The 18,776-nt window shown below is 71.6% G+C and carries 26 protein-coding genes and 1 pseudogene; 8 read left to right on the plus strand and 19 right to left on the minus strand.

Features of this window, described 5'->3' with window-relative positions; genetic code table 11:
- Nucleotides 1–37: 37 nt before the first annotated feature.
- From AMETH_RS26980 to AMETH_RS41930, 5 genes and pseudogenes are all read right to left on the minus strand, one after another.
- Complete coding sequence (locus tag AMETH_RS26980; RefSeq protein ID WP_017984315.1) at nt 38–1,150, minus strand: XdhC family protein; 1,113 nt, start codon at nt 1,148–1,150, stop codon at nt 38–40.
- Entirely contained in the window at nt 1,143–2,252 is a 1,110-nt protein-coding gene (locus AMETH_RS26985) for a vWA domain-containing protein (RefSeq protein WP_017984316.1), read from the minus strand. The genes AMETH_RS26980 and AMETH_RS26985 overlap by 8 nt, the downstream gene beginning before the upstream one ends.
- A gap of 10 nt (nt 2,253–2,262) precedes the next feature.
- Nucleotides 2,263–2,481, minus strand: coding sequence for an aromatic-ring hydroxylase C-terminal domain-containing protein (locus tag AMETH_RS42225; protein ID WP_323806993.1), 219 nt, complete (start codon nt 2,479–2,481; stop codon nt 2,263–2,265).
- Nucleotides 2,379–3,293: an FAD-dependent monooxygenase gene (locus tag AMETH_RS41925; protein WP_017984317.1), complete on the minus strand. Its 915-nt coding sequence runs from the start codon at nt 3,291–3,293 to the stop codon at nt 2,379–2,381. Before AMETH_RS41925 ends, AMETH_RS42225 begins: the two co-directional genes overlap by 103 nt.
- Nucleotides 3,294–3,412: 119 nt before the next feature.
- Nucleotides 3,413–3,532: pseudogene (locus AMETH_RS41930) on the minus strand (hypothetical protein); the annotation flags it as partial.
- A 105-nt stretch (nt 3,533–3,637) separates the two neighbouring features.
- Here AMETH_RS41930 and AMETH_RS26995 point away from each other — a divergent pair.
- The 3 genes from AMETH_RS26995 (at nt 3,638) to AMETH_RS39365 (ending at nt 5,637) form a co-directional block, all read left to right on the plus strand.
- Nucleotides 3,638–4,291, plus strand: a complete 654-nt coding sequence (locus AMETH_RS26995) for a TetR/AcrR family transcriptional regulator (protein ID WP_017984318.1) — start codon at nt 3,638–3,640, stop codon at nt 4,289–4,291.
- Between the two features lie 114 nt (nt 4,292–4,405).
- The gene (locus AMETH_RS27000) at nt 4,406–5,029 is read left to right on the plus strand and encodes a class I SAM-dependent DNA methyltransferase (protein ID WP_017984319.1); all 624 of its coding nucleotides are present in this window, start codon (nt 4,406–4,408) and stop codon (nt 5,027–5,029) included.
- 278 nt (nt 5,030–5,307) lie between these two features.
- Nucleotides 5,308–5,637, plus strand: coding sequence for a hypothetical protein (locus AMETH_RS39365; RefSeq protein WP_020486729.1), 330 nt, complete (start codon nt 5,308–5,310; stop codon nt 5,635–5,637).
- Here the strand turns inward: AMETH_RS39365 and AMETH_RS27010 are convergent.
- Nucleotides 5,634–6,503 carry an AAA family ATPase gene (locus tag AMETH_RS27010; protein WP_017984321.1) on the minus strand — a complete coding sequence of 290 codons (870 nt, stop codon included), beginning with the start codon at nt 6,501–6,503 and terminating at the stop codon, nt 5,634–5,636. The genes AMETH_RS39365 and AMETH_RS27010 overlap by 4 nt on opposite strands.
- 85 nt (nt 6,504–6,588) lie before the next feature.
- Between AMETH_RS27010 and AMETH_RS27015 the strand changes: the two genes are divergently transcribed.
- Nucleotides 6,589–6,972 (plus strand): tautomerase family protein, encoded by a 384-nt coding sequence (locus tag AMETH_RS27015; RefSeq protein ID WP_017984322.1) that lies wholly within the window; start codon nt 6,589–6,591, stop codon nt 6,970–6,972.
- On the opposite strand, the gene AMETH_RS27020 is transcribed toward AMETH_RS27015, so the two are convergent.
- The 10 genes from AMETH_RS27020 to AMETH_RS27065 all read right to left on the minus strand — a co-directional run bounded on the left by AMETH_RS27020 (nt 6,969) and on the right by AMETH_RS27065 (nt 14,913).
- A complete protein-coding gene (locus tag AMETH_RS27020) occupies nt 6,969–7,532 on the minus strand; it encodes a nucleotidyltransferase family protein (RefSeq protein WP_017984323.1) in 564 nt (187 codons plus the stop codon). The genes AMETH_RS27015 and AMETH_RS27020 overlap by 4 nt on opposite strands.
- Entirely contained in the window at nt 7,525–8,319 is a 795-nt protein-coding gene (locus AMETH_RS27025; protein WP_017984324.1) for an IclR family transcriptional regulator, read from the minus strand. Before AMETH_RS27025 ends, AMETH_RS27020 begins: the two co-directional genes overlap by 8 nt.
- 63 nt (nt 8,320–8,382) lie before the next feature.
- On the minus strand, nt 8,383–8,784 hold the full coding sequence (pcaC, locus tag AMETH_RS27030; RefSeq protein WP_017984325.1) for a 4-carboxymuconolactone decarboxylase: 402 nt from the start codon (nt 8,782–8,784) through the stop codon (nt 8,383–8,385).
- Complete coding sequence (pcaD, locus tag AMETH_RS27035) at nt 8,781–9,542, minus strand: 3-oxoadipate enol-lactonase (protein ID WP_017984326.1); 762 nt, start codon at nt 9,540–9,542, stop codon at nt 8,781–8,783. The genes pcaC and pcaD overlap by 4 nt, the downstream gene beginning before the upstream one ends.
- A complete protein-coding gene (gene pcaB, locus AMETH_RS27040; RefSeq protein WP_017984327.1) occupies nt 9,539–10,864 on the minus strand; it encodes a 3-carboxy-cis,cis-muconate cycloisomerase in 1,326 nt (441 codons plus the stop codon). Before pcaB ends, pcaD begins: the two co-directional genes overlap by 4 nt.
- A complete protein-coding gene (gene pcaG / locus AMETH_RS27045) occupies nt 10,857–11,402 on the minus strand; it encodes a protocatechuate 3,4-dioxygenase subunit alpha (RefSeq protein WP_017984328.1) in 546 nt (181 codons plus the stop codon). Before pcaG ends, pcaB begins: the two co-directional genes overlap by 8 nt.
- Complete coding sequence (gene pcaH / locus AMETH_RS27050; RefSeq protein WP_017984329.1) at nt 11,399–12,142, minus strand: protocatechuate 3,4-dioxygenase subunit beta; 744 nt, start codon at nt 12,140–12,142, stop codon at nt 11,399–11,401. The genes pcaG and pcaH overlap by 4 nt, the downstream gene beginning before the upstream one ends.
- 19 nt (nt 12,143–12,161) lie before the next feature.
- Nucleotides 12,162–13,337, minus strand: coding sequence for a thiolase family protein (locus AMETH_RS27055; RefSeq protein WP_017984330.1), 1,176 nt, complete (start codon nt 13,335–13,337; stop codon nt 12,162–12,164).
- Nucleotides 13,334–14,062 carry a CoA-transferase subunit beta gene (locus AMETH_RS27060; RefSeq protein WP_051079555.1) on the minus strand — a complete coding sequence of 243 codons (729 nt, stop codon included), beginning with the start codon at nt 14,060–14,062 and terminating at the stop codon, nt 13,334–13,336. Before AMETH_RS27060 ends, AMETH_RS27055 begins: the two co-directional genes overlap by 4 nt.
- A 32-nt stretch (nt 14,063–14,094) precedes the next feature.
- Nucleotides 14,095–14,913, minus strand: coding sequence for a CoA transferase subunit A (locus tag AMETH_RS27065; RefSeq protein ID WP_017984332.1), 819 nt, complete (start codon nt 14,911–14,913; stop codon nt 14,095–14,097).
- An 86-nt stretch (nt 14,914–14,999) separates the two neighbouring features.
- Here AMETH_RS27065 and AMETH_RS38835 point away from each other — a divergent pair, with 86 nt between their 5' ends.
- Genes AMETH_RS38835 through AMETH_RS27075 form a run of 3 tightly spaced genes read left to right on the plus strand, consistent with a single transcriptional unit; the run spans nt 15,000 to nt 16,879 of the window.
- Nucleotides 15,000–15,167 (plus strand): hypothetical protein, encoded by a 168-nt coding sequence (locus AMETH_RS38835; protein WP_017984333.1) that lies wholly within the window; start codon nt 15,000–15,002, stop codon nt 15,165–15,167.
- A 34-nt stretch (nt 15,168–15,201) separates the two neighbouring features.
- The gene (locus tag AMETH_RS27070; protein WP_038532412.1) at nt 15,202–16,176 is read left to right on the plus strand and encodes a 2-hydroxyacid dehydrogenase; all 975 of its coding nucleotides are present in this window, start codon (nt 15,202–15,204) and stop codon (nt 16,174–16,176) included.
- A 10-nt stretch (nt 16,177–16,186) separates the two neighbouring features.
- Nucleotides 16,187–16,879, plus strand: a complete 693-nt coding sequence (locus AMETH_RS27075) for an HAD family hydrolase (protein WP_209436810.1) — start codon at nt 16,187–16,189, stop codon at nt 16,877–16,879.
- Nucleotides 16,880–16,910: 31 nt separating this feature from the next.
- On the opposite strand, the gene AMETH_RS27080 is transcribed toward AMETH_RS27075, so the two are convergent.
- The 3 genes from AMETH_RS27080 to AMETH_RS27090 all read right to left on the minus strand — a co-directional run bounded on the left by AMETH_RS27080 (nt 16,911) and on the right by AMETH_RS27090 (nt 18,179).
- Nucleotides 16,911–17,093 carry a hypothetical protein gene (locus tag AMETH_RS27080; RefSeq protein WP_017984336.1) on the minus strand — a complete coding sequence of 61 codons (183 nt, stop codon included), beginning with the start codon at nt 17,091–17,093 and terminating at the stop codon, nt 16,911–16,913.
- A 248-nt stretch (nt 17,094–17,341) separates the two neighbouring features.
- Nucleotides 17,342–17,656, minus strand: a complete 315-nt coding sequence (locus AMETH_RS27085) for a HesB/IscA family protein (RefSeq protein WP_017984337.1) — start codon at nt 17,654–17,656, stop codon at nt 17,342–17,344.
- Between the two features lie 133 nt (nt 17,657–17,789).
- Nucleotides 17,790–18,179 (minus strand): hypothetical protein, encoded by a 390-nt coding sequence (locus AMETH_RS27090; RefSeq protein WP_026153408.1) that lies wholly within the window; start codon nt 18,177–18,179, stop codon nt 17,790–17,792.
- 123 nt (nt 18,180–18,302) lie between these two features.
- Here AMETH_RS27090 and AMETH_RS27095 point away from each other — a divergent pair, with 123 nt between their 5' ends.
- A complete protein-coding gene (locus AMETH_RS27095) occupies nt 18,303–18,749 on the plus strand; it encodes a GtrA family protein (RefSeq protein WP_017984339.1) in 447 nt (148 codons plus the stop codon).
- Nucleotides 18,750–18,776 lie beyond the last annotated feature (27 nt).

Here is an 18,776-nt window from a genome sequence, read left to right on the forward strand (position 1 = left end):
GGCCTGCGAAAGGGCCAGTCGTGGGTGCACGACAGGGTCAGCCGTGGATGCGTCCGGACAACTCCGTGAGCCGCTTCCCGCCACCGCCCCACCGCAACGCGATGATCTCCGCGGCGATCGACACCGCGGTCTCCTCCGGTGTGCGGGCGCCGAGATCGAGCCCGATCGGAGAGGCCAATCGCGACAGTTCCGCCTCTGTCAATCCCGCCTCCCGCAAGCGGGCGAGGCGGTCGTCGTGCGTGCGCCGCGACCCCATCGCCCCGATGTAGCCGACGTCCAGCCGCAACGCGACCTCCAGCAGCGGCACGTCGAACTTCGGGTCGTGGGTGAGCACCGCGATCACGGTGCGCCGGTCGATACGGCCCGCCTCCGCCTCGGCCTTGAGGTAGCGGTGCGGCCAGTCCACGACGACGTCGTCGGCGTCCGGGAACCGCGACGCGGTGGCGAAAACCGGACGCGCGTCGCACACCGTGACCTGGTAACCGAGGTAGGAGCCCATGCGCGCCATCGCGGCCGCGAAGTCGATCGCGCCAAACACCAGCATCCGCGGCTGCGGTTCGAAGGAGTTGACGAACACCGCCATGCCCTCGCCGCGCCGCTCGCCCTCGAGGCCGTAGTGCAGCGTTCCGGTGCGCCCGTTGGCGAGCAGGCCGCGCGCGTCGTCGGCGACCGCGTCGTCGATCCGGTCGGTGCCGAGCGTCCCCGCTGTCCGGTCCGGCCACACGACCATGTGCCGACCGCGCCGCTCCGGGTCCTCGTGCTCGATCACGGTGACCACGGCGACGGGCTCCCCGCGGTGCACGGAGTCGACGACGTCGCCCAGCTCGGGCAGAGTCTCCCTGTCGATCCGCTCGACGTAGATGTCGATGATCCCGCCGCAGGTCAGGCCCACCGCAAACGCGTCGTCGTCGCTGACGCCGTAGCGCTGCAGCACCGGCTCGCGGTCGGCGACCACCTGTTGCGCCAGCTCGTACACCGCGCCCTCGACGCAGCCGCCGGACACGCTGCCGACCGCCGTCCCGTCCTCGGTGACCAGCATCGCGGCGCCCGGCGCACGGGGCGCCGAGGAGAAGGTCGCCACGACCGTGCCGACGCCGACGGCTTCGCCCTCGCGCCAGCGCTTGTACAACTCGTCGAGTACATCATGCATCGCGGATCTCCAGCAGCAGTCGTTCCAGGGTGGCCAGGCTGTGGCCGGCCAGCAAGCGGTCGACGTGCGGGAGCGCGGCCGCGATGCCGGACTGCACCGGAGCGTAGCCTTCGCGTCCCGCGTGCGGGTTCACCCAGAACACCGCGTGCGCCAGGCGGCGCATCCGGGCCATCTGCTCGCCGAGGAGGCTGGGGTCGCCGCGCTCCCAGCCGTCGGAGAACACCGTGACGACGGCGCGGCGCGCGAGCCCGCGCTGCCCCCACCGGTCCAGGAAGATCCGCAGCGTCTCGCCGAGCCGGGTGCCGCCGGCGAAGTCGGGCACCGCGGTGCCCGCGGCGAGCATCGCGCGTTCCGGGTCGCGCTGCCGCAGCTGCCGGGACACCCTGGTCAGCCGGGTGCCGAGGGTGAACACCTCGACGGCGGCAGGCGCCCGGCGCACCACGACGTGCGCGAACCGCAGCAGCGAGTCGGCGTACGGGCTCATCGACCCGGACACGTCGAGCAGCAGCACCACGCGGCGCGGGCGGGTGGACCGGTTCCGGTGCGCGAGCCGGACCGGTTCGCCGCCGCCGGCCAGCATCGCGCGCAGCGTCCGGCCCGGGTCGAGCGAGCCGCGGCGCGCCGGCCTGCTGCGCAGGGACTTCCGCATCGGCGGTTGCGGCCGCAGCACCGCCATCAGCTCCCGCAGGTGCTCGCGTTCGGCCTTGGTCAGCTCCGCGAGATCCCGTTCGCGCAGCACTTCGGCGTCGGTCGCCGCGACCCGCAGCTGCTCGTCGTCCGACCCGGCCTCGCCCTCGCCCGCCGGCTGCGACACCAGTGCGGCGATGCGGGACCGCTGCTCGCGGCGGACGGTGGCCGGCCGCGGTTCCGGTGGCGCCGCGGCGAACCACTGCGCGAACGCGTCGTCGTAGCGGATCAGGTCGTCCGGGTCCGAGCACAGCGTCAGCCTGCCCGCCCAGTACAGCTGGTCCGCCTCGCCGACGTCGAGCCGCTCGACTGCGTCGAGGTAGGCCTGCACCCGCTGCGGCCCGCAGGCGACGCCGGCTTCGCGCAGCGCGGTGGCGAAGCCGACGAATCCGGCCAGCGGGTTCTGGGTGTTCACCTGTTCATTGTTACGCGAAAATCCGATGTGAGGGGTTCCGCGTGCCGAACGAGATCGCGAACGCCTTCTCCAGGCCGGCTGTGCCGCCGTCCTCGGCCGCCCACGCGACGTGACCGTCGGGCCTGATCAGGGCCTTGAGAACGGGCCGCCTGACGACTCCCCCGGCGCCACGCGGACGCGCTCGTCGTCGATCCGCGCGCCGATCAGCACGGCCCGGCCGTCGCCGCAGTGGTCGGCGAGACGGCTGCCGTCGGTGAACTCGAAGTCCGGTGCGCTCTTGCCCGCCAGGTCGTGGTCGCTGTCGACCGGGTAGCGGTGCGGCACCCCGGACAGCTTCTTCGCCAGGTACGTCGCCCCGTCGCCGGTGGTGAGCAGGTCGGTGAGCACCGAGCGCAGGGCCTTGGCGTGCGGATCGGGCCGCATCGCCGCGATCTGCGCGCGGGTCCACTCCAGCACCCACTCGCCGATCGGGTGCCGTTCGACCGGGTAGGTGTCGAGCAGCCCGTCCGGCGCGTCGCCGCGGACGGTCGCGGCGCGTTTCCAGCCGAGGTTGACCGCGTCGCCGATGCCGAGGTTGAGCCCCTGCCCGCCGAACGGCGAATGAACGTGCGCCGCGTCGCCGGCGAGCAGCACCCGGCCCCTGCGGTAGGTGGTGGCCTGGCGGGCGTTGTCGGTGAATCGCGTGGCGCTGTGGATCGACCTGACTGTGACGTCCACTCCGGACGCCTGACGTCCGGTGATCTCCGGATCGGTGCCGGGGAAGTCGAACCCGGCCAGCTTGCGCACCAGACTGCGGCCACCGTCGCAGCCGATGAGCCAGCCCGCGCGGACCCGCTCGCCGCCGACGAAGACCGTCACGCCCTCGTCATCCGCCTCGAACCCGGTCACCTCGGCGCCCCGGCGCACGACCGCCCCCAGGCCGGTCGCGTGCTCCTCCAGCACCTTCTCCACGGTCCGCTGGCCCACCAGCTGCAGGTTGGCGGCCGGGCCCGCGTCCCGGAACGCGGGATCGGCGAAATCGACCAGGTCGAGGCCGACCATGATCCCGGCGAAGTGCCCGGCGATCGGCGGTGGCGCCGAGTCGCCCGCGACAGCATCGCTTTCACCTGCGCCATGCCCTGCCGCGTTTCGTGCTCGAGCCGCTCCAGCAGGCCGCGCCGGTAGAGCGCCTCACCCGTCGCGAGGTTGATCGAGCCCGCCTTGAGGGTCAGATCGATCTCGGTCCGCCGCTCCACGACCAGCACGTCCACGCCGCCGAGCCGCAACTCGCCCGCCAGCATCAGGCCGGTCGGCGCCCCCGGAGATCACCATGTGGAAGTTCCATGCCACCATCGTGCCACAAACTTAGACTCGGTCAATGTTTTGGTTCGGTATAGGATTTCGGCGTGGGACTGCGCGAAGAGAAGAAGCGGGCCACGCGGCGGCACATCTCCGACGTCGCGACCGGCCTGTTCGCCGTCAAGGGCTTCGACAACGTCACGGTCGCCGAGGTCGCGGAGGCCGCCGGCGTCTCGAAGATGACCGTGTTCAACTACTTCCCGCACAAGGAGGACCTGTTCCTCGACCGGCACGACGACCGGCTCCGCGAACTGGAGCGGGTCGTCCGGGAGCGGCCGGCCGGGCAGGACGTGGTGACGGCGCTGCGGCGGTACCACCACGAACTGGTGCGGCAACGCCATCCGCTGTCCGGGACGCGGCCGGGAACGGTGGGGTTCCTGTCGATCCTGCGCGCCAGCCCGGCGCTGGTCACGCGCACCTACGAGCAGTCCCGCGAGATCGCCGCGATGCTGGCGGACGTCCTGACGGAGGAGACCGGCGACCCGGTGGAAGCGCGCCTGACCGCGAACCTGCTGACCGCCGCGATCGACTCGATCTACGAGCGGGCGACCGGCCGCATGCTGGACGGCGACGACCCCGACGACGTGCACCGGGACCAGCCCGCGGTGATCGACCGGGCCTTCGACCTGCTGCAGTACGGCCTCAGCGGAGCGAAGCCGCCGCGATCAACTCGCGGGAGCGCAGCGGGATCAGCCGGGTGATTCGCCCGCCCGCGCCGCGAAAACCGTTGCGGGACAAGAAATTCACCCGCACCGGCGAGTCAGGCCACACCGGCCACCCGCCCTCGATACGGTCGCCGCGTGACCCATCTCGACATGACCCGCGCCGCCTACGACACCGTGGCGGTCGACTACGCGAAACTCCTCGAAGGCCTCCTGGAGCAGACTCCGGAGGACCTGGCGATGTTGCGGCTCTTCGCCGACTACGTGCGCAGGGACGGCGGGCTGGTGGCGGACATCGGCTGCGGCACGGGGCGGGTGACGACGTACCTGGATTCGCTGGGGGTTCCGGTGTTCGGCATCGACCTGTCGCCCGGCATGCTGGCGGAGGCGCGGCGGCGCTACCCGCACCTGCGGTTCGAGGTCGGCACCATGTCCGACCTGGCACTGGAGGACGCCAGCCTGGGCGGGATCCTCGCGTTCTACTCGATCATCCACACACCACCGGAGCTGCTGCCGGAGGTGTTCGCGGAGTTCGCGCGCGTCCTCGCGCCGGGCGGGCACCTGATGGTGGCGTTCCAGGTCGGCGACGAGCGCAAGCGCCTCGAACAGGCTTACGGGCACACGGTTACCTACGACGCGTACCGCCTGCCGCCGGACCGCATCACGGAACTGCTGGCGGACGCCGGGCTCCCGGTGACCGCGCGGCTGATCCGCGAGCCCGCGTTCGAATACGAGACGACTCCGCAGGCGTACCTGCTCGCGCACTGCCCGCGCTGAGAGCCTCCTTCATCGACACCAGGTGAGCCCGGCTCACCACCAGCCCTGGCCGCGATGGCGTCCACCAATCCGGCGCGCGCCTCGTGGTCAGGGCCGCCGGGGCGCAGCATGTCGACCATCCCGCCCCCTGACGTGTCTCCAGCCCCCGTGGCCGCCAGCTCGCGGATCGCCTCCCCGTCGACCGGACCAGAGGAAACGCGAACATGTACCGCTTGAACACCCAGCGCCCCTCCCCCGATGCCCTCCCACCGGTACCGCGACGGGTACGCCCGGCTGAGGTGTTCAACCCGACCGAGCCCGACTACGACGTACTCGATCAGGTCCGCACAGGTCGAGCATTGAACTCGCAGTCCGGCAAGGGCGGCATCGCGCGTCTGCTGAGCACCGGTTGCGGCGTCGAACTCCCGCGGCGGTTGCAGATCGACTTCGCCCGGCACGTGCAGCGGCACACCGACCCGACCGGCGCGGAGGTGACGGCGAAGGAGCTGCGGGAGCTGCTGCAGGAGGTGCGGTGTCCGGGGAGGTGCTCGCGTTCGTGGAGTACGCGGCGCCGGACGGGCGCGGGCGCAGGGAGGCGACCGCGGAACGCCCTCGCCCGCGTCGGCTAAGCCAGCACCGTGTCGAGTTTGGCGCGGACGCGGTCGAGGTCCTCGGAGTACTTGAGCACCGCGCCGAGGGTCCGGGCGGCGATCTCCGCGTCGAGTTCGGTGCGGTTGAGCGCCAGCAGCGCCTGCGCCCAGTCGAGCGACTCGGCGATGCCCGGCGGTTTCAGCAGCTCCAGCTCACGCAGCCGGCGGACGGCCGCGGCCACCTGCGTCGCGAGCCGTTCGCCGACTCCGGGCAGCCTGCGGCGCAGGATGGCGACCTCGCGGGCCAGGTCGGGGTGCTCCAGCCAGTGGTAAAGGCAGCGTCGCTTCAGCGCGTCATGCACCTCGCGGGTGCGGTTGGAGGTCAGCAGCACCAGCGGCGGCCGCACGGCGCGGATCTCGCCGAACTCCGGGATCGTCACGGCGTTCTCGTCGAGCAGTTGCAGCAGGAACGCCTCGAACTCGTCGTCGGCGCGGTCGATTTCGTCGACCAGCAACACGCACGGCGACTCCTTCAGGGCCCGCAGCAACGGCCGGGCCAGCAGGAACCGCTCGGTGAACAGCGACTGCTCCGCGGCTTCGACGTCCAGGTGCTCGCTGCCGGCTTCCAGCGCGCGCAGGTGCAGCAGCTGGCGCGGGAAGTCCCATTCGTACAGCGCCTGCGCCGCGTCGATGCCCTCGTGGCACTGCAACCGCACCAGCGGCAGGCCGAGCGCTTCCGACAGCGACACGGCCAGCGAGGTCTTCCCCGTGCCAGGTTCGCCTTCGCAGAACAGCGGGCGCTGCATGCGCAACGCCAGGAACGCGGCGGTGGCGACGCCCTCGTCGGCGAGGTAGCCGACCCGGTCCAGCTCCGTCGCCAGCTCTTCGGGTGAGTTGACCTTCACCCCTCCACCCTAAGGGGTTCGCCCGTCGTTGACAGCCACTCCGCTCGTGATTACCTTTGCTTGCAAATCTACTTTGGGAGTTGAGATGCCTCATCTGACCGCGCACGTCCTGGAGAGCGACCTGGCCGGGCGCGAGGCCGAGCTGATCGAAGGCCTGACCGAGGCGATCGTCGCCGTGTATGGCGAGTGGGCGCGGGAGATCGCGGTCGTGCGGCTGGTCGGGGTGCCGTCGAACCGGTGGGGCATCGGGGGCAAGCCGGCGCCCGCGCCCGCGCCGTCGGTGATCTTCGGCATCCGGGAAGCGGCGTTCGAGCGCCCGGACGCGGACGACCTCGTGGCCCGGCTGGCGGCCGGGGTGACCGACGCGATCGTGGCGGTGTTCGGGGAACGGGTGCGGGCCGGGGTGACGGTGGAACTCGTCGGCACACCCGCCGGGCGGACCGGCGTCGGCGGGGTGATCGCCGCTTAGCGCTGCAGGTCCGCCGGGGTGTCCACGTCCTGGCCACCGCCCAGGTCGGCGCACTCCACCAGCCGCAGGTCGGTGCGGCCGCGGAGCCAGTCCCGCGCTCCGCGGTCGCCCGAGGCGCTCTCGGCGACCTCGTCCCACCAGCGGCGGCCGAACAGCACCGGATGCCCCGGCACCCCGTCGTAGGCGGCGCGTGCGACCACCTCCTCCGACGCCAGCGCCCGCAGCCGCGCCACGATGCGGGCGTCCACCCCGGGCAGGTCGACCAGGTGCACCAGCACGGCCGACGCTTCCGGCAACGCGCGCAGCCCGGCCCGCAGCGACGCGCCCATCCCGCTGGCCCAGTCCGGCGACTCGACCGCCCACGACGGATCCGGCAGCAACGCTCGCACCTCGTCGGCCTGCGCGCCCACCACCACCCGCACCGGCGCACAGCCACCGTCGGTCAGCACGCGCAAAGCCCGGCGCAGCAACGGTTCCCCGTCCAGGTCGACCAGCGCCTTCGGACGCCCCATCCGCCGCCCGGCGCCGGCCGCCAGCAGCAACCCGGCGCACTCAGCCACGGCGCGCCTGCGCGGGTGCGACGGCCAGGTCGTCCTCGATGCGCTTCGCGGCGGCCAGCAGCGGCGGCACCATCTCCTCGATCACCGTCTCCCGCGGAGTGCGGCTCGCGTGGGTGGACACGTTCACCGCCGCCACGACGCGGCCCTGCCGGTCCCGGATCGGCGCCGCGACCGACCGCAGCCCCTCCTCCAGCTCCTGGTCCACCAGCGCCCAGCCCTGCTGCCGGACCGCCGCCAGCTCGGCCCGCAACGCGGCGGGCGAAGTGAGCGTGTGCGAGGTCAGACGCTGCAACTCGGCCTGCTCCAGGTACCGGGCGAACCCCTCGTCGTCGAGCCCGGCGAGCAGCACGTGCCCCATCGACGTGGCGTAGGCCGGGAACCGGGTGCCCACGTTGATGCTCACCGTCATGATCCGGGACACCGCGACCCGCGCGACGTAGACGATGTCGGCGCCCTCCAGCACGGACACCGAACTCGACTCACGCACCTCCGCCGACAGCCGCTCCAGGTGCGGCTGCGCGACCTCGGGCAGGGTCATGCTGGATAGGAACGCGTAGCCGAGTTCCAGCACGCGCGCGGTCAGTGAAAAGTACTTCCCGTCCGTGCGCACGTACCCGAGGTCCACGAGCGTGAGCAGGAACCGCCGGGCCGCGGCGCGGGTCAGGCCGGTCGAGCGCGCCACGTCGGACAGCGTCAGCTCGGGCGACCCGGCGCCGAACGCGCGGATCACAGCCAGGCCGCGTTCCAGCGACTGGACGTGGTGCGCTCCGCGCTCGGTCGGTTCCATATTCCCAATCTAACTGCGGCGCGAAGCGCCTCCGTTGAGGGTGGTGGCGGGCGACGGGCGGGATTAGTGGGCGCGTGGCTGGGCGGCGGACTCTCCCATCTCGGCCAGTGTCTTCTGCGCGATGGCGAACGCCTCGTTGGCCGCAGGCACTCCCGCGTACACGCCGGCGTGCAGCAGCACCTCGCCGATCTCGTCGGCGGTCAGCCCGTTGCCGACGGCGGCGCGGACGTGCATCGCGATCTCGCCGTGGCAGTGCAGCGCGGTGAGCACGGCCAGCGTGATGCAGCTGCGGGTCTTGCGGTCCAGGCCCTCACGCGTCCAGATCGAGCCCCACGCGGCGCGAGTGATGTAGTCCTGGAACTTCTGCGTGAACTCGGTCGCGTTGGCGGTGGCGCGGTCGACGTGCGCGTCGCCCAGCACCTCGCGCCGGACCTTCATGCCCGCGTCGTACAGCTCGTCGCTCATCGCGCCCCCTTCAGGTGCTCCAGGAGCAGTTCGGTGAACTTGCCTGCCTGCTGGTAGCTGCCCAGGTGGGCGGCGTGATCGATCACCTCGAACTTCGCACCGGGGATGCCGTCGGCGATGACCTGCCCGTGCGAGGGCGGCAGTGCGGCGTCGTCGGCTCCCGAGATCACCAGGGTCGGTGCGGTGATCGTGCCCAGCCCGGCGGTCAGGTCGAGCCCGGCGATGGCCTCGCAGCACGACGCGTAGCCCTCGGCCGGGGTCGTCGCGGTCATCTGCCGCAGCTCCTCGGCCAGCTCGGGATTCGCCGAGATCCAGTCCGGTGTGAACCAGCGGCCGATGCTGCCCTCGGCGATCGTCGCCATGCCCTCGGCGCGCACCTGCTTCGCACGCCCGGTCCACATGTCGACGTTGCCGGGCTTGACCGAGGTGAACGTCAGTGCCAAAGACCGGATCCGCGTCGGGGCATGCTGCCCGAGCCAGGCGCCGGTCATGCCGCCCAGCGACAGGCCGACGAAGTGCGCGGACTCGACGCCGAGCGTGTCCAGCAGCTCGACGACGTCACGGCCGAGATCGGAGATCGAGTACGGCCCCGGCGGCACCGGGGAGCTCCCGTGCCCGCGCGTGTCGTACCGGACGACGCGGAAACCGTTGTCCGTCAACGGCTTCACCTGCGGCTCCCACATGCGCAGGTTGCTGCCGATGGAATTGCTCAGGACGACGACGTCACCATCGCCCGCGGTCTCGTAGTGGACCTTCACGAAGTCCCCTTTCGCTTCTCCAGCACCCGTTCGACGAAGACACGCGCGCTCCCCAGGTAACCGGCCGGGTCCAGCAGCTCGCCGATGCGCTCACGCGACAGGTGCTTGCCCACCAAGTCGTCCTCGGCCAGCAGATCGGCCAGCTCACCCTCACCGGCCAGTGCGCGGCGAGCGCACGCGCTCACCGCGTCGTGTGCTTCGAGCCGCCCGGTCTCCGCCGCGAGCGCGGTCGTGACCCGCTCGGACAGCAGCGCGCCACGGGTGAGGTCGAGGTTCGCGCGCATCCGGTCCGCGTCCACCTGGAGCCGGTCGAGGCTCGTGCGCAGCCAGTGCACGGCGGATCCGGTGCTGCGAAACAGTTCCGTCAGCGGCCGCCACTCGGCGTGCCACGAACCGGCGGCGCGCTGGTGCTCCTGCGCCATCGCGCCGAGCAGGGTCGCGACGAGTCCGGGCGCCTGCTGCGCGGCTGCCGCGGCCGCCACCGTGGCGACCGGGTTCCGCTTGTGCGGCATGGTGGACGAGCCGCCGCTGCCCTCGGCGACCTCGGCGATCTCACCGACTTCGGTCTGCGCCAGCAGCACCAGCGACCGCGACGCACCGGCGACCACACCCGACAACGAGCCGAGCGCACCGGCGAGTTCCGCGATGCGCGTCCGCTCGGTGTGCCACGGCAACGCGGGCTCCGCCAGCCCGAGCCTGCGCGCGAAGGCCGCCAGCACGGCAGGCCCCTGCTCACCCAGCGACGCCAACGTGCCGGTCGCCCCGCCGAGCTGCACCGCGAACCGCTGCGCCCGCAACCGGTCCGCGGCCGAATCCAGCCCGGAGAGCCAGCCGGCGACCTGGAACCCGAACGTCACCGGTAGCGCCTGCTGGAGCAACGTCCGTCCCGCTTGGACAGTGCGAGCGTGCTCCCGCGCCAGCTCGGCGAGCCGGTCCGCGCACGCCTCGACCTCACCGAGCAGCACGTCCACCGCACGTGCGGACACCAGCATCGCCGCGGTGTCCACGATGTCCTGGCTGGTCGCGCCGAGGTGCACCACCCGGCCCGCCTCGCCACCGACCCGCGCGGTCAGCTCCCGCACGAGCGGCGCGGCGGGGTTGCCGACGCCGACCGACTTCGCGCCGATCGCGGCGGGGTCGAAGTGCCCGTCACGAGCCACAGCGGCGATCCGGTCGGCGTGCTCGCGCGGGATCACGCCCGCGTCCGCCTCCGCCTCCGCCAGCGCCGCTTCCGCGTCGAGCAGGCCCCGCAGCCAGGCGGCGTCGGAGACCTCGTCGCGGACCGGCCCGGCGGCGAGCATCGGGTCGAACAGGTCAGACATCGAAAAACACTGTCTCAGCCCCACCCTGGAGACGCACGTCGAAGCGGTACCCGTCGTCGGTCTTGGCTGCGATCAGCGTGCCGCGCCGGTCTTCCGGCACCGAGTTCAGCACCGCGTCGGCGGCGTTGGCCTCGGTGTTCTCCGGGAAGTAGATGCGCGTGACGACCCGGTTCAGCAGCCCGCGCGCGAACACCGACACGTCGATGTGCGGGGCCTGCATCTCGCCGTTCTCGCCCGGGATCGCGCCCGGCAGCAGGGTCAGGATCTCGTAGCTCCCGTCCGGCTTGGTCGGGCAGCGGCCGAACCCGCGGAAGCCCGGAACGCGGCCGCGCGGGTCGTCCGGGTGGTCGAACCGGCCCTGCGGGTCGGCCTGCCAGGTCTCGATCATCGCGTCCGGGACCGGGTTGCCCTCGCCGTCGGTGACGGTGCCGCGGATCCGCACCGCGCCCTCGGTGCCCTCGGGCACCACGGTCGGGCCGTCCTCCCAGGGCAGGCCGATCGCGAGGTAGGGGCCGACGGTCTGCGAAGGGGTCGTCATTCGTCTTCCTCTTCCTCGTTCTCGAACACCGACTGCTCGCGGCCGCGCACCACGATGTCGAACTCGAAGGCCAGCGCCCAGTGGTCGATCGTGCGACTGTAGTCGAACCGCGAGATCATCCGCTGCCGCGCCTTCTCGTCCGGGATCGAGTTGAAGATCGGGTCCTGGAAGAACAGCGGGTCGTCCGGGAAGTACATCTGCGTCACCAGGCGCTGCGTGAACGCCTGCCCGAACACCGAGAAGTGGATGTGCGCGGGCCGCCAGGCGTTGTCGTGGTTCTTCCACGGGTACGCGCCCGGCTTGATGGTGATGAACTCGTACCGGCCCTCGGAGTCGGTGATGGTACGGCCGACCCCGTCGAAGTTCGGGTCCAGCGGCGCGGGCCAGTTGTCGCCAATGTGCCGGTAGCGGCCGCCCGCGTTGGCCTGCCAGATCTCGATCAGCGAGTTCGGGATGCCCCGGCCGTCGCCGTCGAGCAGGCGGCCGTGCACCAGGATGCGCTGCCCCTGCGGCTCTTCCGCGTGCTGGCGGGTCAGGTCGTTGTCGAACTCACCGAGGCGGCCGGGACCGAGCAGCGGGCCGGTCACCTCGGTGAGCATCTGCGGCAGCAGAACGAGGGGCTGCTTCGGGTGCCGCAAGGCCGTCGACCGGTAGCCCGGTGAGTCCAGCGGCGGGTGCGTGCCCTCCGGGTCCCGCCGGTAGCGCGGCAGGATCAGCTTGTTACTCGTCGGTGCTGCCATAGCACGGTTTCCTTTCTCCTCACGCTTCCAGCACGACCGCGAGCCCCTGGCCCACGCCGATGCAGATCGCGGCCAGCCCGTAGCCACCGCCGCGGCGGCGCAGCTCGTAAGCCAGCGACGCGAGAATGCGGCCGCCGGAGGCGCCCAGCGGGTGCCCGATCGCGATCGCGCCGCCGTTGACGTTCACGATCGACGGGTCGAGCTTCGGCCAGTCGGCGAAGCAGGACAGGCACTGCGCGGCGAACGCCTCGTTCAGCTCGACCGCGGCCAGCTGCTCCCAGCCGATCCCGGCGCGCTCCAGCGCGATCTCCGCGGCCCGCACCGGGCCGATGCCGAACACGTCCGGGTCGACACCCGCCGCGCCGCGCCCGGCGATGCGCGCCAGCGGCGTCTTGCCGAGCCGGTCGGCCGCGGCCTGGTCGCCCAGCAGGACGGCGGACGCGCCGTCGTTGAGCGGCGAGGCATTGCCGGCGGTGATGGTGCCGTTCTTGCGGAACGCGGGCTTGAGCTTGCCCAGCTTCTCCAGCGTCGAGTCGGCGCGGATGCCCTCGTCGCGGGTCAGGTCGGTGCCGGGAACGGGGACGACGTGGTCGTCGTAGAAGCCGGCGTCCCACGCCTTCGCCGCGTTCTGGTGGCTGCGCAGGGCGAACTCGTCCTGCGCCTCGCGGGTGATGCCGTACTTCTCGGCCAGCCGCTCGGTGCTCTCGCCCAGCGAGATCGTCCACTGCTCGGGCATCTCCGGGTTGACCATGCGCCAGCCGAGCGTGCTCGAATGCAAGGTCTGCGCCGCCGGGGAGTACGCCTTCTCCGGCTTGAGCAGGATCATCGGCGCGCGGGTCATCGACTCCACGCCGCCCGCGACGACCAGCGACGCGTCGCCGGTCGCGATGGTGCGGCTGGCCTGCATGACCGCGTCCAGACCGGAGCCGCAGAGCCGGTTCACGGTGGTGCCGGGCACCGAGGTCGGCCAACCCGCGAGCAGCGCGGCCATGCGCGCCACGTTGCGGTTGTCCTCCCCGGCCTGGTTGGCGTCCCCGAGCACGACCTCGTCCACCGTGGCTGGATCGAGGTCGTTGCGGGACGCCAGTTCACGCAGCACATGCGCGGCGAGGTCGTCGGGACGGACCTTCGCGAGGGCGCCGCCGTAGCGGCCGAACGGGGTCCGGATGGCGTCGAGAACGTATGCGTCAGTCATTTGGCCGCCTTCAACTCCCGCAGGGCCGTCAGTTCGGCCTCGGTCGGCGGCGGCGTGGTCTCCAGCTCCGGCGCGACCTTCAAGTCCCAGCCGGTCGCCTCCTTGACCTGCTCCACCGTGACGCCGTCGTGGATCTGGGTCAGCACCAGCTCGGCGGTCTCCGGATCGGGGCGCATCACGCCGAGGTCGGTGATCACCAGGGTCGGGCCGGCGCCGGGCAGGCCCAGCTTCTCCCGCTCACCCTTGCCGCGGCCGTGGCCGAAGGACGTGATGAAGTCGACCTGCTCGACGAAGCTGCGCTTGCTCTGCCGCACCACGACGTAGACCTCGTGGCAGTTCGCGGCGATCTCCGGCGCACCACCGGCGCCCGGCAGGCGGACCTTCGGGTCGGCGTAGTCGGCGCCGATGACCGTGGTGTTGATGTTGCCGAACTTGTCCAGCTGGGCCGCGCCGAGGAAACCGACGTCGATCCGCCCGGGCTGCAGCCAGTAGTTGAACACCTCCGGCACGCTGATGACGGCGTCGGCGGTGTCGGCGAGGATGCCGTCACCGATCGACGCGGGCAGCCGGGTGGGCTTCGAGCCGAGCGTGCCGGACTCGTAGATGAGCACCAGGTCCTCGGCGTGGGTGCGGCGGGCCAGGTTGGCAGCGGTGGAGGGCAGGCCGATGCCGACGAACACCCGCTGGCCGCCGGTCAGGGCGCGGGCCGCGGCGACCGACATCATCTCGTCGGACGTGTACGTCCGTTCGACCGTCGTCACTGGGCCACCTCCACGCCGAACACCTTCTCGTCCAGCCAGCGCTGGAACGAGTCCCTCTCCCGCCCAATGGAATCCCAATACGCGTAATACTCGTTGTCGCGTTCCGAGTACCCGGCCGCGTAGGACGGATGCGCACCGTTCGGGACCTCGGCGACCGCCGTGACGGCCCAGGTCGGCAGGATGACCTGGCCGGGCACCGGGGTCAGCTCGTCGACGATCTCCTCGACCGTGACCAGGCTGCGCTTGGCGGCCAGCACGGCCTCCTTCTGCACGCCGACCAGGCCCCACATCTGCACGTTGCCCGCCCGGTCGGCGCGCTGCGCGTGGATGATCGACACGTCCGGGTTGATCGCGGGCACCGCGGCCAGTTCCTCGCCGGTGAACGGGCAGGTGATCGTCTTGATCGTGTCCGTGTGCTTCGGCAGGTCCGTGCCCCGGTAGCCGCGCAGCACCGCGAACGGCAGCCCGGAGGCGCCGGCGACGTACCGGTTCGCCATGCCGGCGTGGCTGTGTTCCTCGATCTCCAGCGGCGCCGGCCAGGAGTTCTGCACGGCGTCGCGGAACCGGTGCAGCGACCCGACGCCCGGGTTGCCACCCCAGGAGAAGATCAGCTTCTTCGCGCACCCGGCGCCGATGAGCTGGTCGTAGACGATGTCCGGCGTCATCCGGACCAGCGTGAGGTCCCTGCGCCGCTGGCGGATGATCTCCTGCCCCGCCGCGTGCGGGATCAGGTGGGTGAATCCTTCGAGGGCGACCGTGTCCCCGTCGTGCACCAGCTGGGCGACGGCGTCACGGAGCGACGATATCTCGGCCATTGAGCTGCTTCCGTTCGCATTCCGCACACAAGTTCTACATATGAACATAGCTGGCCGACCGGAGCCACGCAAGGAAGGGTGGACGCATGAGCGGACCCGAAATCGATCCGGTGACGGCCGAGAGCGAGCAGCAGGACACCGACATCGGCGGCGAGCACACCGAGCCCACCTACCGCGACCAGGACCCCGAGGTCGGCACCGACGAGGCCGAACCGGAGGGCGAGGGCGGCCCCGGCGGCATGGACCCCGAATAGCGCGCGCGGCCGCCGGTCCTGGAAAGCTGAGCCCATGCGAATCGTGGTGACGCGGCGGGTTCCGGAAGCAGCGATGGTGGTGCTCCGCGAGGCGGGCGAGGTCTGGGTGTCCGGCGAGGACCGGCCGCTCAGCCCCGACGAGCTGCGCGAAGCGGTGCGCGGCGCGGACGCGGTGGTGTGCATGCTGCACGACCGCGTCGACGGCGCGGTGGCCGACGCGGCCGGGCCGCAGCTGAAGGTCGTGGCGAACGTCGCGGTCGGCTACGACAACATCGACGTGCCCGCGCTGGCCGAGCGGGGCGTGACCGTCACCAACACACCGGGGGTGCTCACCGACGCCACCGCGGACCTCGCGTTCGGGCTGTTGCTCGCGGTGACGCGGCGCATCGGCGAGGGCGAGCGGCTGCTGCGGTCCCGCACGCCCTGGTCGTTCCACCTCGGGTTCATGCTCGGCTCCGGTCTGCAGGGCAAGACGCTCGGCATCGTCGGGCTCGGCCAGATCGGGCAGGCGATGGCCCACCGGGCCCGCGCGTTCGGCATGCGGATCGTCTACAGCGGACGGTCCCGCGCGAAGCCGGAGGTGGAGTCGGCGCTGCACGCGGAGCACCTGTCCTTCCTGGAGCTGCTCCGGACCGCCGACGTGGTGTCGCTGCACTGCCCGTTGACGCCGGAGACGCGGCACCTGATCGACGCCGAGGCGCTGGGCGTGATGAAGCACAGCGCGTTCCTGATCAACACCACGCGCGGACCGGTCGTGGACGAGGCCGCGCTGGCCGACGGGCTGCTGCGCCGGGAGATCGCCGGCGCCGGGCTGGACGTGTTCGAAAAGGAGCCGGAGGTCGAGCCGCGGCTGCTGGAGATGGACAACGTGGTGGTGACACCGCACCTCGGCTCCGCCACGGTCGAGACCCGGACCGAGATGGCCCTGCTCGCGGCGCGCAACGTCGCCGCGGTCCTCGCGGGCGAGGGCGCCGTTAATGAGGTGCGCCCGGACGGCGACCGCTCCTAGTGTGCGCAGCGTGCGACTGAGTGGACAGGTCCTGATCCTCGACGCCGACGACACGTTGTGGGAGAACAACGTGATCTTCGAGCGGGTCATCGACGACTACCTCGACTGGATCGCGCATCCCACGCTGGAGCGCGCCGCGGTGCGGGAGATCCTGGACGACATCGAGCGGGCGAACGCGGTGTCGCACGGCTATGGGACCAAGGCGTTCCTGCACAGCCTGGGCGAGTGCTTCGAGAAGCTGCGCGAACGTCCCGCGACCGGGGCAGAGCGCGCCCGCATCGAGGAGCTGGCGTCGGCGCTGATCAACCACGAGGTCGAGCTGATCCCCGGTGTCGCCGAGACGCTCGGCGAGCTGGGCTCGCGGCACGAGCTGATGCTGCTGACCAAGGGCGACCGCGAGGAGCAGCAGCGCAAGATCGACGCCTCCGGGGTGGCCCACCACTTCCGCGAGGTGCACATCGTGCCGGAGAAGCACGTCGAGGTGTACCGCGGCCTGGCGTCGGCGCGGATGCTCGCGCCGGAGTCGACCTGGATGATCGGCAACTCGCCGAAGTCGGATATCCGCCCCGCGCGCGCGGCCGGGATGAACGCGGTGTTCATCCCGAACGCGCACACCTGGGTGCTGGAACACGACGAGCTGGACGAGGCCGACGAGCGGGTGCTGACGCTGCGCTCGTTCCGGGAGCTGCCGCACCACTTCTGACACTCGCGCGACACGGAAGAAGGCTCGGCGATCAGCTGAGCGGGGGCCCGGCGGGCGCGGTCGCGGAGCCGAGATCGCCGCGGCCGTCGCCGAGCGCACCGGCGCCTCGCTCGAGCGGGACGCACACCTGGACGGCGGCCACGGTCGTGGCCGCCGTGCACCTCGCGATCGGCCACGACTTCCGGACCGGGCGCGCGAACCCGATGGTCAGCACCGTGGAATGGGGTCTGCCCCGGGGCGGCGAAGCGTGCTTGGCGGAACTGCGCGCCGGCGCAGCCCGCGCGCTCGTGGGCAGCCCCGGTGAACCCGCCGGACGGTTCGCACGAGGCCTGCCTACGCCGGCCCGGCAGGCGGGCCCAGTTGTTCACGGACGGCGACGGCCTGCACGAGGTGGTTCGGCCCGGGAACGCGCTGAGGGAGGGCGCCGCACGGGGCGCCCTCCCTCAGCGGAAGTCCCTTGTCCTACAGGCCCGGCTGCTGCGCGTCCGGCTGCGGCAGGACGGCGAAGTTCAGCTGCCCCTGCTCGTCCTGCTGGACGTCCAGCACCTTGTCGTCGAGGAAGATCGCGGCCTGCGGCTCCAGGAACACCTTCGCGCCCCCGTCCGCGCCCACGACCTGGTCCCCGTCCTCCGGAGCCGGCGCCACGGACAGCGCCAGCTGCGCACCGCTGTCCTGCTGGGCCTGCACGGCGAAGCGCAGGCCACCACTGTCGGTCTGGCCCTCCTGTGCCGTCAGGGCGCTGATGGCCTCGGCGGCGGCATCGGTCAAAGCGAGCATCGTGTCAGTCCCTTCGCGTCACGTGCACTCGTACCTCCGACCGTAGGGCCACCCCAGCGTGAGCGCTGTCCTGCACCGGCCGTCATCGCCGCTCACCCTCGGTTTCACCAGGTCAGCGTCGGTGTGACCGATTTCACACCAGGTCTTCGTCCGGCGGCGTGCGGATGGCGTCCGGCACCGAGCCGGGCGGGTTGTCCGCCTTCTGGTCGACCGCGTCGCCGAGGTTCTGCCCCACGTCGGCGACGTCGAGGCCGTCGCGGGTTTCGGTCTCGTCGGCGGGCACACCCTCCGACTGGACGTCCGGGCGCTCCTGCGCCAGCCGCCCGTCGAGGCTCTCACCCTCGCGCTCCTCGTTCGGGGTCGTGCCGAACCGGTCGGAGGCCATGTACCGCTCCGGCGGCTCGACGCCCTCCTCGAGCGGGTCGACGCGCAACCGGTCCTCGTCGAGGTCCTCCGCGCTGTTCAACGCGGCCGGATCGCTCTCCACCGCGTCCGGCGCGGGATGGCCATGAGCCTCACTCATCGATCCTCCTCACCTGCTGTCCTAGCGGTGGCGATACCCGAGTGGCGGAACGGGCAAACCCGAGATCAAGCTCACGTGGTTGTACAGTACAAACAATTGCTGAGCGTAGGTAAGTTTTTGGGTATGACCGCAACGTGGATCAGCGGGCCGGTGACGCGGCGGGCTCCCGCCGCACACCGTCCGGCCGAACACCACCCGGTCGCCTGGTACGTCGTCGCCGGAGTGCTGACGACCGGTCTGCAGGAACTCCTCTTCCTCGGCGCCCGCCCGCTGCTGGGCGCGCTGACCGCGAACGTGCTCGCCATCGCGCTCACCACGCTCGCCAACACCGAGTTCCAGCGCCGCGTGACGTTCGCCGACCATTCCGCGTCACCCGTTCGATTGCACCTGCAGTCCGCGGGGACATTCGCCTTCTACGCGGGCTACGGCTCGCTCGTACTGCTTTCGCTACACCTGTTCACCGCGAACCCGTCGGCCGCCCTCCAGGCGATCGCACTCGCGGCGGCGAGCGGCCTTGGCGGCATCGTCCGGTTCGCGGTACTGCGTTGGTGGGTCTTCGCACGCCCATGACCTGCGTGTTGTCACACAGCCAAGAAG

The sequence above is a fragment of the Amycolatopsis methanolica 239 genome (genome assembly GCF_000739085.1).
In the GTDB taxonomy this organism is placed as follows: Bacteria; Actinomycetota; Actinomycetes; order Mycobacteriales; family Pseudonocardiaceae; genus Amycolatopsis_E; species Amycolatopsis_E methanolica.

Coding starts and splice junctions, on each gene's coding strand:
- pcaB (WP_017984327.1), bottom strand. CDS start 10,864: ATGTCTGACCTGTTCGACCCGATGCTCGCCGCCGGGCCGGTCCGCGAC.
- AMETH_RS27055 (WP_017984330.1), bottom strand. CDS start 13,337: ATGACTGACGCATACGTTCTCGACGCCATCCGGACCCCGTTCGGCCGC.
- AMETH_RS38835 (WP_017984333.1), top strand. CDS start 15,000: ATGAGCGGACCCGAAATCGATCCGGTGACGGCCGAGAGCGAGCAGCAG.
- pcaG (WP_017984328.1), bottom strand. CDS start 11,402: ATGACGACCCCTTCGCAGACCGTCGGCCCCTACCTCGCGATCGGCCTG.
- AMETH_RS27025 (WP_017984324.1), bottom strand. CDS start 8,319: ATGGAACCGACCGAGCGCGGAGCGCACCACGTCCAGTCGCTGGAACGC.
- pcaH (WP_017984329.1), bottom strand. CDS start 12,142: ATGGCAGCACCGACGAGTAACAAGCTGATCCTGCCGCGCTACCGGCGG.
- AMETH_RS27060 (WP_051079555.1), bottom strand. CDS start 14,062: ATGATGTCGGTCGCCGCGGCCCGCGCCCTGACCGGCGGCCAGCGGGTG.
- AMETH_RS27065 (WP_017984332.1), bottom strand. CDS start 14,913: ATGGCCGAGATATCGTCGCTCCGTGACGCCGTCGCCCAGCTGGTGCAC.
- pcaC (WP_017984325.1), bottom strand. CDS start 8,784: ATGAGCGACGAGCTGTACGACGCGGGCATGAAGGTCCGGCGCGAGGTG.
- AMETH_RS27085 (WP_017984337.1), bottom strand. CDS start 17,656: ATGCTCGCTTTGACCGATGCCGCCGCCGAGGCCATCAGCGCCCTGACG.
- AMETH_RS27090 (WP_026153408.1), bottom strand. CDS start 18,179: ATGAGTGAGGCTCATGGCCATCCCGCGCCGGACGCGGTGGAGAGCGAT.
- AMETH_RS41925 (WP_017984317.1), bottom strand. CDS start 3,293: ATGGTCGGCCTCGACCTGGTCGATTTCGCCGATCCCGCGTTCCGGGAC.
- AMETH_RS27015 (WP_017984322.1), top strand. CDS start 6,589: ATGCCTCATCTGACCGCGCACGTCCTGGAGAGCGACCTGGCCGGGCGC.
- AMETH_RS26980 (WP_017984315.1), bottom strand. CDS start 1,150: ATGCATGATGTACTCGACGAGTTGTACAAGCGCTGGCGCGAGGGCGAA.
- AMETH_RS27000 (WP_017984319.1), top strand. CDS start 4,406: ATGACCCGCGCCGCCTACGACACCGTGGCGGTCGACTACGCGAAACTC.
- AMETH_RS27095 (WP_017984339.1), top strand. CDS start 18,303: ATGACCGCAACGTGGATCAGCGGGCCGGTGACGCGGCGGGCTCCCGCC.
- AMETH_RS27070 (WP_038532412.1), top strand. CDS start 15,202: ATGCGAATCGTGGTGACGCGGCGGGTTCCGGAAGCAGCGATGGTGGTG.